Origin of the sequence: Shewanella sp. BJSY2023SW001, assembly GCF_047314685.1 — a bacterium.
Lineage (GTDB): Bacteria > Pseudomonadota > Gammaproteobacteria > Enterobacterales > Shewanellaceae > Shewanella > Shewanella indica.
Map to the genome: position 1 here is coordinate 24,353 of NZ_JBKORF010000007.1, position 12,200 is coordinate 36,552.

The window sequence follows — 12,200 nt, forward strand, 5'->3', positions numbered from 1 at the left end:
TAATGGTGGTAATTACAACTGAGCTTAGCTGATACATTAGGTTTCTATACTCGTTCGTTCTCTTGTATTCAGGCCGGTTCATTCAGGAGTCAATCTCCCAGGAATGGCAGCAATGCAAACAGGATTGCTTTTTTATGTGGCGCTTGTCAAGGGGCGTTTTCATGAAAGTTTTAATAAAATGCCAATCTCATTAAATAAGTCTCACCAAAGTCTGTTTTTAACTGGATAAGTATCAACAAAACTCCCTTATTACCTTTAACCTTGACGTAAAGTGTATTGGATTAAAAGTTGAGTATCAGCCAAGCAAGCGCAGTCAAGCACACCAAGATTCAAGTCAGTACCCCCAAATAGAAATTTTAGAAAAGACGCCTGAACAATAATGGCTTTTCTAATGCCAACCTGACCTAAAATGTCATCTTGGTGGCAAAACTCTGTGCAACAGTTGGCATAAGCAACGCTCGGATATCGCCAGCGCGGAAAAAGCACGTTATCATGCGGCCACATTCTGAACGGGAGGCGATATGCAAATCACCCAACACAGCGCGGTTACCATTCACTACCGCCTGACTGACGCCAAGGGTCAGTTGATAGAAAGTTCTTTTGAGGCAGATCCTATGGTCTACCTCCACGGTATGGAAAACCTGATCCCGGGACTTGAAAAAGCACTGGAAGGCAAGAGCAAAGGCGATACGCTGGAAGTGACCATAGATGCCGAGGAAGCCTATGGCCCATACCATGATGGTCTGCGTCAGGAAGTTCCTCTGGAAGCCTTTGGCGATATCCAGGACATAGTACCTGGTATGCGCTTCATCGCCGAAACTGAAATGGGCCAGCGCCCGGTACAAGTGACCGAAGTACTGGACAACAGTGTTATCGTTGATGGCAACCACCCTCTGGCAGGCCAATCACTGACCTTTAATGTCGAAGTGATGGACGTGCGTGAAGCGACAGCCGAAGAGATTGCTCACGGCCATATCCACGCCCATGGCGGTTGTGGTGGTCACGGCCACGATCACGGCGGTTGCTGTGGCGGTCACGATCACGAACACGGCGGCTGCTGTAATTCAGATGCCGAAGAAGACGCCAAGAAAGAAGGTTGTGACGGTAACGGTGGTTGCGGCTGCCGAGGTTGATAGCCAGTCATACTGACGCCTAAACATATTACTGATTACAATCGAGAGTCCGGCCAATGCCGGACTCTTTGTTTATGGCACTTGGAAAAACAAGGCCTGGTGCCCTGCTTTGGACTAAAATTAATAGATACTCCCGGATGCGAAGAAATGCCCCGTGATCTTATCCAGATTGGTCTATGAGAGCCTGCCCTATCTGTATTTTTTAACCGGTAGCCTGACGCTCTATTTACTCGAATCCTTACTTGGGATCCTGGGATCAGTTTTGCTTATATTGGTTGCGGCCCGGATTTACAACCTGCGTTCGAGTCACAGACGCAGCGATCCCAAACGCCTGCGACGGGGAGGAGTTTGGCCCGCCCCCCTGTATGCAGGATTGCCTTTCCTCTGGCTGTTGTCGGGCATGTTGCTGTTAAGGTTTGCCGACCAGGAAGTATATCAACTACTAGGACTGCTCATCTGTGCCTGGGGCGGCTATATTTTGAATCAGCGCCATCTATACCGCCGCCACAAATTGCCGCGACAACCCCTAATGTGACTCAAAGGATCAAGGCGCGGATTTTTTCTCTAAGCGCTTCGGGCATATGCTTCAAATAATTGGAGCAACGGGTTATGGTTGCTATGCTCACCTCGAACTCGGCCGCAATCTGCCGCTGACTCATCTCACCTTCAAGCAATACCTGAAACACCTTCAAACGGCCGGCGATGGCATGTCTTTCATCATCGGTCAGCAGTAATTCAAACAGGCAATTAAGGTCTTCGGGATTATTGTGAGTCAGTACTTTCTCCAGTACTGATATCCAATCAGGGCGCATAGCAACTCTTTCGTGTTCACGTAATGGTACGTGAACACAGTATAGCGTTGTTTTCTTGCGAAAAAAAGTCGTGTTTTAGCAGCCAGTTACTGACAAAACTTTACATGTAAACTGAAAAAGTCTACTCCCTAGGTCAAACAAAATGTGTACAATAGCCAAGCAATGTCACATTAACGCACAAACTTGTGAGAATGATAATGAAAAAATACTTACTGATGTTAGCCGCCACCGCGGCGCTTAGCGCTACAGCTGTTCAGGCCCACAACTTTGAAAGCAGCGATGATGCCATCCAGTACCGTCAGTCTGGTTTCAGCCTGATGGCCTATAACTTCGGTGATATCGGTGCCATGCTCAAAGGCAAGAAAGACTTTAACGCCGATGTTGCAGCTATGCGTGCAGCCAATGTGGCAGCCCTGGCGAAACTGCCACTGGAAGGCTTTATCGATGGTTCAGACAAAGGTGATACTGAAGCCCTGGCCAAGATTTGGGCCGACAAGGCTGACTTTGAAGCCAAGTTCAAAGAACTGCAAACCAATGCCGACGCCCTGGCTCTTGCAGCCAAAGGCGGCGACAAGAATGAGCTGAAAAAAGCCTTCGGTGCCGTTGGCAAGAGCTGCAAAGGCTGCCACGACGTATACAAGAAAGACTAATCTCTTTCGTTGATTACATTAAAAAAGCCTGCATCAAGCAGGCTTTTTATTGTTTGGAAGCTTACAACATACCTATCACGGGCATCATCAAAAAGTGCACCACAGGCACGGCGACTACCAATAAAAGCACCAATGCCAGTATCAAAGAGGCAAACCTGGGTTGCTGCGCTTCCGCAGCCGGTAAGCGCTTATAGCCACTGAACATTGCCCCCACCAGCTTTTCACCTTTGAAGCGGTGCAGCAAGACGGCGGCCACATGAATCCCGGCAAGGATCAATAAAAGATCAAAATTTTTCTTGTGTAGCCAGGTAAACCAACTGGCAGTTTCACCGCTAACAAAAGAAACCAAGGGTCCTTCGGTAAATATCTCATCTGTGGCAAATAACCCCGACACCAGTTGCAGACTGATGATGGTCAGCAAGAGTATTACCATATAACCCCCTAGAGGATTATGCCCCAGAGAATGAGGAGCCTGCTTAGCCCGCATTTTGGCAAGATAATCCAATGCCTGACGGGGATGGCGAACAAAATGACTGAAACGGGCGGTGTCACTGCCGATAAAGCCCCAAATAAGCCGTACCACCAACAAGATCATCAGACTATAGGCGAACAACTGGTGATAGCTCATCTCGCCCTGATCGGCACTCCACCACAGCCCGCCCAAGAGCAGCAACATGCCCCAATGAAACACCCGTACAGGTATATCCCAGACCTTCACTTTAACTTCGTTGTTATTCATAAAGTACTTCCTGTTATCACCCGTTTTGGCCCGAACGGCATAAGGGTAAAGAGTTGTAGATAATACACATGATGATATTTAAAGCGACGGGAGGAGGCAATCGGAAAGGACTGATACTCAGTGATCTCATCAAATATGGCCCTTTATCAACCAGGGTTCAAGACTTTTCAGGGCAAAATAATCCAAACTTGTCTAAGTGATCAAATAAGTGACAAACGCTCTCTGACTCGCCACAAATATTGATCTGGATCACATTTTTAAGTCTGGGGATTGTTAATCTGAAGCCAAGGAAGCAACAGAGGGTTTGACAATATGCTAAAGATCACCAGCAAGCAATTTGAAGTCACAGCTGCCATCCGTGAACGCGTTGAGAGTCGCCTTACCAAACTGGACCGTTACGATACTCAGCTGATTAATCCCCATGTCATCATCCTCAAAGAAGGGCCACTCTTTAAAATAGAAGCATCAATTAAACTGGCCAACGGACAACTTTTTGCCCAGGCGAAACATGAAAATCTCTACGCAGCCATAAATGCAATGGGACAAAAGCTGGAAAAACAGCTCAATCGCCTGACCCACAAACCCGCAGCTCAGCGTGGTGCCTTTGAACCCGAAGCCACCGAACCTGAGTTCGAATACGATTACAAGGAGGACTACGCAGCTTGATATTTCAATCTCCCACTAACCAGCGCACCTCCGGGTGCGCTTTTCATTATTGAAGCCTAGGATTTTTTGATTGACAGCCCAAGGGGATAGTTTTAGCTTAATCGTCATGCCATACCTTAATCGCTCGTTTTTTATTTTCTTTTTTACACCTTATTCCCGGAGGCGGCCCTGACGTGTAAAAACGAAAATGAAAATTGCCAAGCCTCCCACCAGGGAGGCTTTTTTGTCTGTATCATGCACTGAGTATTACTGGTTTAGAGGTCTGAATGAATAAAGTACCGCCGCTGGAGCGAATAAGGGATGACATCACTACTCTGGACAGGGATCTGTTGGCGCTGTTGGCCAAACGTCGACAACTCAGCCTGGAAGTCGCCCGCAGCAAAGAGGTGGACATTCGCCCTATCCGTGATACCCAGAGAGAAAAAGAACTCTTGGCAAGGTTGGTTCGCCAAGGGCGGGAACAGGGGTTGGATGCCCATTATGTCATCAGTCTGTACCAGGCCATAATTGAAGATTCAGTGCTGAACCAGCAGGCCTACCTCCAGGGCAGAGCCAATCCCGAAACCCAAAAACAGCAATACTGCATCGCCTATTTGGGCGCCAGAGGTTCATATTCCTATCTGGCCGCCAGTCGCTACTGTCAACGCCGTCAGGTAGAGATGCAGGATCTGGGTTGTCAGAACTTCGATGATATAGTACAGGCCGTTGAGTCCGGCCATGCCGATTATGGGTTTCTGCCGATAGAGAACACCTCATCCGGCTCCATCAACGAAGTCTACGATGTGTTGCAGCACACCAGCCTGGCTATTGTGGGTGAAACCACTATAGAAGTGGGCCACTGTCTGCTGGCCAAAGCGGGAAGCAAACTTGCCGATATCAAAACCGTCTACGCTCACCCCCAACCCATCAGCCAATGCAGTCGCTACCTGAGCCGCCATCCCGACTTTCGTCTGGAATATTGCGCCAGCAGCGCCGAAGCGATGGAAAAGGTTCTCCAGGGCGATAGCACTGTGGCCGCTATCGGCTCCAGTGAAGGCGGCGCCCTCTACCAATTGGAACCTCTGGAGCAGGAACTGGCCAATCAAAAAATCAACCAGAGCCGTTTTATCGTAGTGGCCCGCAAGGCGATAGAAGTGCCGGAGCAACTGCCGGCCAAAACCACACTGATTATGGCAACCGGTCAAAAGCCAGGCGCCTTGGTGGAAGCTTTGCTGATCCTCAAAGATCACAACCTCAATATGAGTAAGCTGGAGTCACGCCCTATCCCGGGCACGCCTTGGGAAGAGATGTTTTATCTAGATGTCGATGCCAATCTGGCATCCATAGCTATGCAGCAAGCACTTGCCGAGCTTGAACGGCTCACCCGCTTTATCAAGGTACTTGGCTGTTACCCTTGTGAGACGGTCGAGCCAACTCAGCTGAGTCACAGCCAACTGTTGATTGAACCAGAGAGTTCCAGGCAGGACAGCGCCAAACCGTCACCCCAGAGACATTCCCGCCACTATAAACCGGCAAGCACAGAAATTAGTTGCGGTCAGCTCAAACTGGGACAAGGCCAGTTCGCCGCCTTGGCGCAACTGAACCTCCCCATAGATGCAGACAGCTTTGCCCCAAGCGCCAAGGCCCTCAGGGAGGCAGGATTTCAAGGGGTGGTTCTCAGTGCGCTGACGCGTCAGCCCGATGCCAAGCAGCAACTGCCCAAGTTGCAAAGCCTGTTAAACCAAGCCGGGCTGCAGAGCATTATTGCCCTGGAGCATGCAGAAGATCTGGCTCTGGCCCAGACTGCGGCCGACATGCTGCTGCTCAGCGGCAAACAGATGTACAACACAGAGCTGCTCAATGCGCTTGGCGGACAGAACCTGCCGGTGATATTGGAGCGTAATCCCATGGCCAGTCAACAGGATTGGCTGGCCAGCGCCGATACCCTGCTCGCCGGCGGGAATCAGCAGTTAATCCTCTGTGATGCGGGGGTCAGTGGATTGAATCAACCAGAACAACTTGTGTTGGATCTCGCCGCCCTGGTGGAACTAAAAACCCTGAGTCACCTGCCGCTGTTGGTGAATCCAAGCCTGTGCCTCAGCCCAAGCAGCAGTGAGCAAACACTGACGGCTCAGGCCTTGGCTATCAAGACGTTGGGCGTAGATGGTTTAATCATCGCTGCAGATGTCCGTCATCCACAGCAACATGCAGGCTTAATCACCAAGCTGTATCAGACAGCCTGAGTCGCTTCGGCAGCGGCTTTACCGGCCTCTGCCGCCTCACGGCTGCGGCGGATCAAACGGGAAACCGTTGAGCCCTGCACCATGATAGAAAAGACCACCACGGCATAAGTCATTACCAGCAAGAGATCCCTGAGCTCCAGCTCAGGGGTCAGCACTATCCCCGCCGGAATACTCATGGCCATAGCCAGCGCCAGGCCGCCCTTGAGCCCACCCCAGATCAGGATCCCCTCAGCGCCTTGGCTGTATTGCCGCATACGCCTGAACCCCAGATAAGGTAAGTACACGCTGACACATCTTGCCAACAACACCACAGGGATACTCAGCAGCACGAACCACCAGAGTTGCATATCCAGATGGGTCAACAGCAGCAGGAGTCCCAATAGCAGGAACAAGAGCGAATTGAAAAAGTGTTCAAGCAGGCCCCAGAACCTTTGCAGCAATATTCTCCCCGTGACCCCAAAGCATTTGGGCACTGTGAAATTACCCAGCACGATTCCAGCGGCCACCATGGCCAGAGGGCCGGACACCGAAAGTTTTTCTGCCATCACATAACCTGCGGTAGGCACCACCAAGGTAATCAAGAGTCTCTGGGTTTCTTCATCCGTGAGTTTCATCAGTTGATGTAGCGCAAAGGCCAGCGCCAGGCCATAGGCAATGCCGCCAACGGCCTCATGGAAAAACAGCGCGCCGACATCGGCCAGGCTCAGGGCCTCGGCGGAAAAAGCCAGCTGCGAGACAGCAACAAACAGCACCAGGCCAATGCCATCATTGAACAGCGACTCCCCCTCAACCTGAATGGCAATATCCTCAGGCGCGCCGAGTTTTTTCAAGATGGCCAAAACCGCTATCGGATCGGTTGGTGATATCAAGGCCCCAAACAACAGGCAGTAACTCCAGGGCAGTGTCAATCCCAGCAGCGGCATCAAATAGAAGCAAAGCGCCGCCACTGTCAGAGTGGAAATCACAGTACCAAACAGAGCCAGACAGAGAATTTCCCATTTCTGGCTGGCCAGCACCTTGAGCCTTATCTGCAGTGCACCGGCGAAGAGCAGAAAACCCAACATACCGTTCAGCAGCAGCGCCTGAAAGTCGAGCCGCTGCAATACCGAAATGGTTTTGATATGGATATCCAGCTCAAACCACTTACCCACCACCAGGATAATCAGGCTAAGGAGCATGGCCAGGCCTGTGATGGCTATGGTTTCCTGCAGTGAGTGAAAACGGCTGGATAACAGCGAGATAATCAGTGCCAGCGCCGCCAGCACACAGAAGAGTTGATAGTCCGTCATATTTCCTTGCGATCAGGCTGACCGCTTCCCTGGTAGCAGACAAGAGCTACATGGCTTGTCCATCTGTAAGGCTGAGCCAGCCCTTGAAGATCCGGTAGCTGAACCAGATAACCCCCAGGGCGCACAAGCTAAGGCTGAGCCACAGCGGGTTGACCCAGTAGCCCATAACCAGTAGCAGTGCCAAACCCATAATACTGCGCCTTTGCCAGCGCAAGTGAGAGCCCAGCAGCGACAGAGGTGCAACCTGCCTTTGGCTTAAGTTAATCAACAGGCTCAGGATCACAGGCAGGAAAAACAATGGAAAGGCACACATAAGCGCATATAAAAAATGGCCCATGCTGCGATCTTCACTGGCAAATGCTTCTGAGGGTAAGCTGGTCATAGTCTGTCTCCGGCCAACATCTGGAATGCAGGGCCCAAAGCTCTTGCCCTGCTTTAACCATACTGTGAGATCGCCACTTCTGCAATGCCGGAAACAGAATTAGAAGGGGCCGGTTTCCAGTTGAATATCACTCTTCACCCGGCTGGAGCACGCCAGCACCATACCTGAGTCAATCTCATCCTGGCTGAGTGTCTGCTGGCTGCTGCTTTCCACCTCACCGGAGACAACCCGGCACTTACAGGAGCCACAAACACCGCTGCGACAGGCGGCAATAATGGGCAAGCCTTCAGACTCCAGCGCTTCAAGCAGGGTCTGCTCGCCATTGATGCTGAGCTCAAGGCCGGCAACACTCAAACGGTAATTGGCCGAACCGTCACCCGCGGGCGCCGAGGTATTTTCAGCAAAGCTTTCCTTGTGAAAACGCGTCATATCGAAATCCGCTTGCGCCAGCATCTGCTCTGTGGCCGTCATATAAGCCTCAGGGCCACAAACATACACAGTGCGCTGACAATAATCCGGCACCAGTTGCTCCAGTGCCGCCAAGCTCAGGCGTCCCGGTAACATAGGACACTCGGCAAGGTCCCCGGAGACTGAGGCAGTCTCACTTCCCTGCTCCAGCAGATAGCCCAGCTTAAAATTATCGTGACGGCTGTTCATGGCCCGCAAACTGTCTCGGAAGATGAGATCCTGCTCGCTTCTGGCACTGTGAATAAAGGCGATATCGCTGTCAAGATAACTGTCGGTCAGAAAACGACTCATGGAAAACATCGGCGTAATGCCACAACCGGCGCTTAAAAACAGATAGCGCTCGGCCGGTATATCGATAAGGTTAAACTGACCGTAGGGCCCTGAAGCCATCAGGCTGTGACCCGGCTTAAGATTATCAATAAGGTAGTTGGAAATTTTGCCGCCTTCGACCCTCTTGATGGTCAACACCAATGAGTTTGGCCGAGATGGCGAAGAGGAGATGGTATAACAGCGGCGATACTCCTCACCGGCAATCTCCAATTGCAATGCCACAAACTGCCCGGGCTTGAAATGAAAAGACAGCGGCTGGGCCGCTTTAAAACGAAAACTCACCACATCCGGGGTTTCCTGCCAGCGGGCGACACAAATGAGCCGCAGCTCTCCGGGAACCCATTGACCAGCCTGATATTGACTGATTGCCGGCGAAACTTGTAATGGATTGAGTGTCATCGAAACTCCCTCTACAGAGAAAGAAATGGCCGGTATGCCGCAGGCATCCCGGCCTCAAGAGATACGCATCAAGCGGCGCCGAGAATCGCCTCCAGGTCTTCCTCAACCGTGCCAACATTACGCAGGCCGAACTTATCTTCCAGTACCTTCAGCAAATTGGCGGTCAGGAAGGCCGGTGGGGTTGGGCCGGTACGTATGTTCTTCACTCCCAGTGACAGCAAGGTCAACAGGACCACTATCGCTTTCTGCTCAAACCAGGACAGCACCAAACTCAGCGGCAGTTCGTTGATATCACACTCAAATACCTCGGACAGTGCCAACGCCAGCTGGATCGCCGAGTAGGCGTCGTTACACTGGCCGATATCCAGCAATCTGGGGATACCGTTGATATCACCGAATTCGAGCTTGTTGAACTTGTACTTGCCACAGCCCAGGGTCAGGATCAGGCTGTCTTTGGGGGCCGCCTTGGCAAGGTCGGTGAAGTAACTGCGCTCAGCCTTGTCACCATCACAGCCGCCAATCAGGAAGAAGTGACGGATATTGCCGTTCTTGACGTTTTCAACCACGGCAGGCGCCGCGTTCATCAAAGCGTTGCGGGCGAAACCTATGGTGATCATATGGGGGATCTCATCATAGGCAAAGCCTTCAAGCGCCAGTGCCTTGTCGATAACAGCACTGAAATCGTCGCCGGTCAGGTGAGTCACGCCCGGCCAACCAACGATACTACGGGTAAAGATGCGGTCGGCATACTGACCGACATTGGGATCGATAATGCAGTTGGAAGTCATCACCACGGCGCCGGGGAAGTTGGCAAATTCCTTCTGTTGATTTTGCCAGGCGCTGCCGTAGTTCCCCACCAGATGCGGGTATTTCTTCAATTCGGGATAAGCCAGCGCCGGCAACATCTCACCATGGGTATAGACATTGATGCCCTTGCCTTCAGTCTGTTGCAGGATGAGCTCGAGATCCTTCATATCGTGGCCCGATACCAGAATAGCCTTGCCCTTCACCGGCTTGGTGTTGACCTGAGTCGGCTCTGGATGACCAAAGGCCGCGGTTTCACCGGCATCGAGCATAGCCATCACAGAATAGTTGAGCTGACCTATCTCCATTGCGGTGGCAAACAGTTTGTCAGCATCTGTGCTGTCGGTCGCCAAAAAGGCCATGATCTCGTGGAAACGACCGGCCACTTCGCTGCTGGTTTGATCCAGAACCCGGGCGTGTTCCATATAGGCCGCCGCCCCTTTCAGGCCGTAGAGGCACAGAAGTCGCAAACCGAGAATATCTTCATTGAGGTCATCACCGCGGTTGGGCGCAGCGACTTTGGCCTGCTGTAACAGCTCGGCCTTGGATGCCCCCAGCAGCAGAGTCGCCGCGGCGGACATAGGCTCGGGTGTCACGCCCCTTTGTTCGCAAAGCTCCAGATAGCGCTGCTTTAGCTGGTCTCGCAAGCGAGCGGCCTCCTTTGCATATTCGCTAATCCGCTCGTCGTCGAAGTTGACATTGGTCAGAGTGGCGAAAAACGCCTTGGGCACAAAGGTATCGACTTGCGGATCGATAACCTCAAACTCCCGGAGTTTGACAGCATAGGCAGACAGCCCCTGCAACATGTAAATCAACAGATCTTGCAGATCCGAGGTTGCGGCCAATTTACCGCACATCCCCTGGGCATAGCTGCAGCCATTACCGGCCGGGGTTCGAATGGTTTGCTCACACTGAATACAAAACACGGCATATCTCCTTTAATCATGCTTTATTTTTGCATGTTTTAAATCAGTGTACTCTTTCATCGCTCAGACGAAAGAACGTGAGTCATAAAGCTTGAAGGAGATCACCTTAAGCAATTGCTGAATAAATGGCTTTTTGACTTCTATCTTGCTGATACAAATGAAAAAGGAGCCTAAAAGGCTCCCTTGGATAAATCGCGTTGCACTGCCAGCGGAGTTGACCGCCTTGAGATCAGTGACTCTTCATATCATTGACCGACTGCAGCATACTGCGGCTCTCGCTGCGAAACTGTGGTGCAAAGTCACCGAACCATTCGGCCACCTCACGGAACTGGCGCACAAAGCCGTCTCTGTCACCGGCCTTGAGCATGGCCAAAGCGCCGGCATAGTTGTCCAGATAGTCGGAGATAGCACCCAGGCTCTCCTGCTGGGCGAAGATGATATCGGCATAAAGATCTGGGCTTTGGGCAAACAAGCGACCGACCATGGCCAGCTCCAGCCGGTAAATCGGCGAGCTGAACTGCAGCAGGCTATCGAGATCGGCCTGCTCCCGGCACAAGTTGAGGCCATAGACAAAGCTGGAGAAGTGACGCATCGCCTGCACCAGTTGCATCGCTTTATCATGTTTGCCGGCATCCGCTTCCACCAACCGCGCTCCCCAAATAGCTATCTGCTCCAGCAGCCAGGCATAGGCCTCACTCTGCCGACCATGGCATACCACGACAACCTGCTTGGCAAGGCTGCCCACATCCGGGCCAAACATGGGATGAAGCCCCACCACAGGCCCGCTGTGGGCCTCGAGCATGGCTTGCAGCGGCTCCGACTTTATCGAGGTCAGATCCGCAAGGATGCAATCCTTGGGCAAGTGCCGCAAACGGGAGCGAATAAGCTCACAGGTAATGGCAATCGGCACAGTGACCAATACCAGACCGGCACCGTCGAGGATAGCATCGGCATTATCCCAATCATCTTTATCGAGCAGATGCACTGGATAGCCGGAGAGTGTCAGCATCTGGGCAAACAGGGTACCCAACTGGCCACGGCCGCCAATGATCACCACCTTGTTGATATCCGGGTTCACCTGCTTGAAACCCACATCCTTTTCGTTGAGATAGGATTCCCGCATCAGACGCCTGAGCACATCCTCTATCAACTGCGGCGATACCCCCAGACTTTCGGCTTCTACGCGGCGCTTGGCCAACATGGCGGCCTCCCGCTGCGGTGCATAGATGGGCAGGCCGGCATTGTGTTTGACCGCGCCGACCTGGGCCACCAGATCCAGCCGCTGACGCAGCAACTTGAGTAACTCTTGGTCGACGCCGTCAATCAGTCCGCGTAACTTTTCCAGCTCTGCCGTGGTTTTCTCACTCATCTCAAATCTTC

The 12,200-nt window shown here is 52.1% G+C and carries 13 protein-coding genes and 2 other annotated features (1 of these 15 cut by a window edge); of the genes, 6 read left to right on the forward strand and 7 right to left on the reverse strand.

What is annotated here, in order from left to right:
• Positions 1 to 25, reverse strand: a sequence feature (Thr leader region) (it extends 96 nt beyond the left edge of the window).
• A 78-nt stretch (positions 26 to 103) separates the two neighbouring features.
• The 3 genes from ACMHXH_RS00815 (at position 104) to ACMHXH_RS00825 (ending at position 1,668) form a co-directional block, all read left to right on the forward strand.
• Positions 104 to 229, forward strand: a complete 126-nt coding sequence (locus tag ACMHXH_RS00815) for a hypothetical protein (RefSeq protein WP_256213954.1) — start codon at positions 104 to 106, stop codon at positions 227 to 229.
• A gap of 292 nt (positions 230 to 521) precedes the next feature.
• Complete coding sequence (gene slyD / locus ACMHXH_RS00820; protein WP_039034233.1) at positions 522 to 1,133, forward strand: peptidylprolyl isomerase; 612 nt, start codon at positions 522 to 524, stop codon at positions 1,131 to 1,133.
• 154 nt (positions 1,134 to 1,287) lie between these two features.
• Positions 1,288 to 1,668 carry a hypothetical protein gene (locus ACMHXH_RS00825; RefSeq protein WP_052248087.1) on the forward strand — a complete coding sequence of 127 codons (381 nt, stop codon included), beginning with the start codon at positions 1,288 to 1,290 and terminating at the stop codon, positions 1,666 to 1,668.
• A gap of 1 nt (position 1,669) precedes the next feature.
• On the opposite strand, the gene trpR is transcribed toward ACMHXH_RS00825, so the two are convergent.
• Complete coding sequence (trpR, locus tag ACMHXH_RS00830; protein ID WP_039034232.1) at positions 1,670 to 1,945, reverse strand: trp operon repressor; 276 nt, start codon at positions 1,943 to 1,945, stop codon at positions 1,670 to 1,672.
• Positions 1,946 to 2,142: 197 nt separating this feature from the next.
• On the opposite strand from trpR, the gene ACMHXH_RS00835 reads away from it, so the two are divergent.
• Positions 2,143 to 2,595: a c-type cytochrome gene (locus tag ACMHXH_RS00835; protein ID WP_162206962.1), complete on the forward strand. Its 453-nt coding sequence runs from the start codon at positions 2,143 to 2,145 to the stop codon at positions 2,593 to 2,595.
• A 61-nt stretch (positions 2,596 to 2,656) separates the two neighbouring features.
• Here ACMHXH_RS00835 and ACMHXH_RS00840 read toward each other — a convergent pair whose 3' ends face one another.
• Complete coding sequence (locus ACMHXH_RS00840) at positions 2,657 to 3,334, reverse strand: cytochrome b/b6 domain-containing protein (protein WP_039034230.1); 678 nt, start codon at positions 3,332 to 3,334, stop codon at positions 2,657 to 2,659.
• Positions 3,335 to 3,646: 312 nt separating this feature from the next.
• On the opposite strand from ACMHXH_RS00840, the gene hpf reads away from it, so the two are divergent.
• Positions 3,647 to 4,000, forward strand: coding sequence for a ribosome hibernation-promoting factor, HPF/YfiA family (gene hpf / locus ACMHXH_RS00845; RefSeq protein WP_039034229.1), 354 nt, complete (start codon positions 3,647 to 3,649; stop codon positions 3,998 to 4,000).
• A gap of 110 nt (positions 4,001 to 4,110) precedes the next feature.
• Positions 4,111 to 4,228, forward strand: a sequence feature (Phe leader region).
• Positions 4,229 to 4,266: 38 nt separating this feature from the next.
• Positions 4,267 to 6,222 (forward strand): chorismate mutase, encoded by a 1,956-nt coding sequence (locus tag ACMHXH_RS00850; protein WP_335912418.1) that lies wholly within the window; start codon positions 4,267 to 4,269, stop codon positions 6,220 to 6,222.
• Here the strand turns inward: ACMHXH_RS00850 and ACMHXH_RS00855 are convergent.
• The 5 genes from ACMHXH_RS00855 to tyrA form a co-directional block, all read right to left on the reverse strand.
• Positions 6,210 to 7,511: a cation:proton antiporter gene (locus tag ACMHXH_RS00855; protein ID WP_162206964.1), complete on the reverse strand. Its 1,302-nt coding sequence runs from the start codon at positions 7,509 to 7,511 to the stop codon at positions 6,210 to 6,212. The two genes, ACMHXH_RS00850 and ACMHXH_RS00855, sit on opposite strands and share 13 nt — an antisense overlap.
• Positions 7,512 to 7,557: 46 nt before the next feature.
• Positions 7,558 to 7,893: a hypothetical protein gene (locus ACMHXH_RS00860; protein ID WP_039034226.1), complete on the reverse strand. Its 336-nt coding sequence runs from the start codon at positions 7,891 to 7,893 to the stop codon at positions 7,558 to 7,560.
• A gap of 99 nt (positions 7,894 to 7,992) precedes the next feature.
• Positions 7,993 to 9,090 carry a hybrid-cluster NAD(P)-dependent oxidoreductase gene (locus ACMHXH_RS00865; RefSeq protein ID WP_082014279.1) on the reverse strand — a complete coding sequence of 366 codons (1,098 nt, stop codon included), beginning with the start codon at positions 9,088 to 9,090 and terminating at the stop codon, positions 7,993 to 7,995.
• Between the two features lie 68 nt (positions 9,091 to 9,158).
• Positions 9,159 to 10,820: a hydroxylamine reductase gene (gene hcp, locus ACMHXH_RS00870; protein ID WP_039034224.1), complete on the reverse strand. Its 1,662-nt coding sequence runs from the start codon at positions 10,818 to 10,820 to the stop codon at positions 9,159 to 9,161.
• Positions 10,821 to 11,049: 229 nt separating this feature from the next.
• Positions 11,050 to 12,189 carry a bifunctional chorismate mutase/prephenate dehydrogenase gene (tyrA, locus tag ACMHXH_RS00875; RefSeq protein ID WP_039034223.1) on the reverse strand — a complete coding sequence of 380 codons (1,140 nt, stop codon included), beginning with the start codon at positions 12,187 to 12,189 and terminating at the stop codon, positions 11,050 to 11,052.
• Positions 12,190 to 12,200: the final 11 nt, after the last annotated feature.

Bases quoted from the DNA above. Each gene is read 5' to 3' on its own strand.
- ACMHXH_RS00815 (WP_256213954.1), top strand. From the start codon at position 104: ATGGCAGCAATGCAAACAGGATTGCTTTTTTATGTGGCGCTTGTCAAG.
- slyD (WP_039034233.1), top strand. From the start codon at position 522: ATGCAAATCACCCAACACAGCGCGGTTACCATTCACTACCGCCTGACT.
- trpR (WP_039034232.1), bottom strand. From the start codon at position 1,945: ATGCGCCCTGATTGGATATCAGTACTGGAGAAAGTACTGACTCACAAT.
- ACMHXH_RS00835 (WP_162206962.1), top strand. From the start codon at position 2,143: ATGAAAAAATACTTACTGATGTTAGCCGCCACCGCGGCGCTTAGCGCT.
- ACMHXH_RS00840 (WP_039034230.1), bottom strand. From the start codon at position 3,334: ATGAATAACAACGAAGTTAAAGTGAAGGTCTGGGATATACCTGTACGG.
- hpf (WP_039034229.1), top strand. From the start codon at position 3,647: ATGCTAAAGATCACCAGCAAGCAATTTGAAGTCACAGCTGCCATCCGT.
- ACMHXH_RS00850 (WP_335912418.1), top strand. From the start codon at position 4,267: ATGAATAAAGTACCGCCGCTGGAGCGAATAAGGGATGACATCACTACT.
- ACMHXH_RS00855 (WP_162206964.1), bottom strand. From the start codon at position 7,511: ATGACGGACTATCAACTCTTCTGTGTGCTGGCGGCGCTGGCACTGATT.
- ACMHXH_RS00860 (WP_039034226.1), bottom strand. From the start codon at position 7,893: ATGACCAGCTTACCCTCAGAAGCATTTGCCAGTGAAGATCGCAGCATG.
- ACMHXH_RS00865 (WP_082014279.1), bottom strand. From the start codon at position 9,090: ATGACACTCAATCCATTACAAGTTTCGCCGGCAATCAGTCAATATCAG.
- tyrA (WP_039034223.1), bottom strand. From the start codon at position 12,189: ATGAGTGAGAAAACCACGGCAGAGCTGGAAAAGTTACGCGGACTGATT.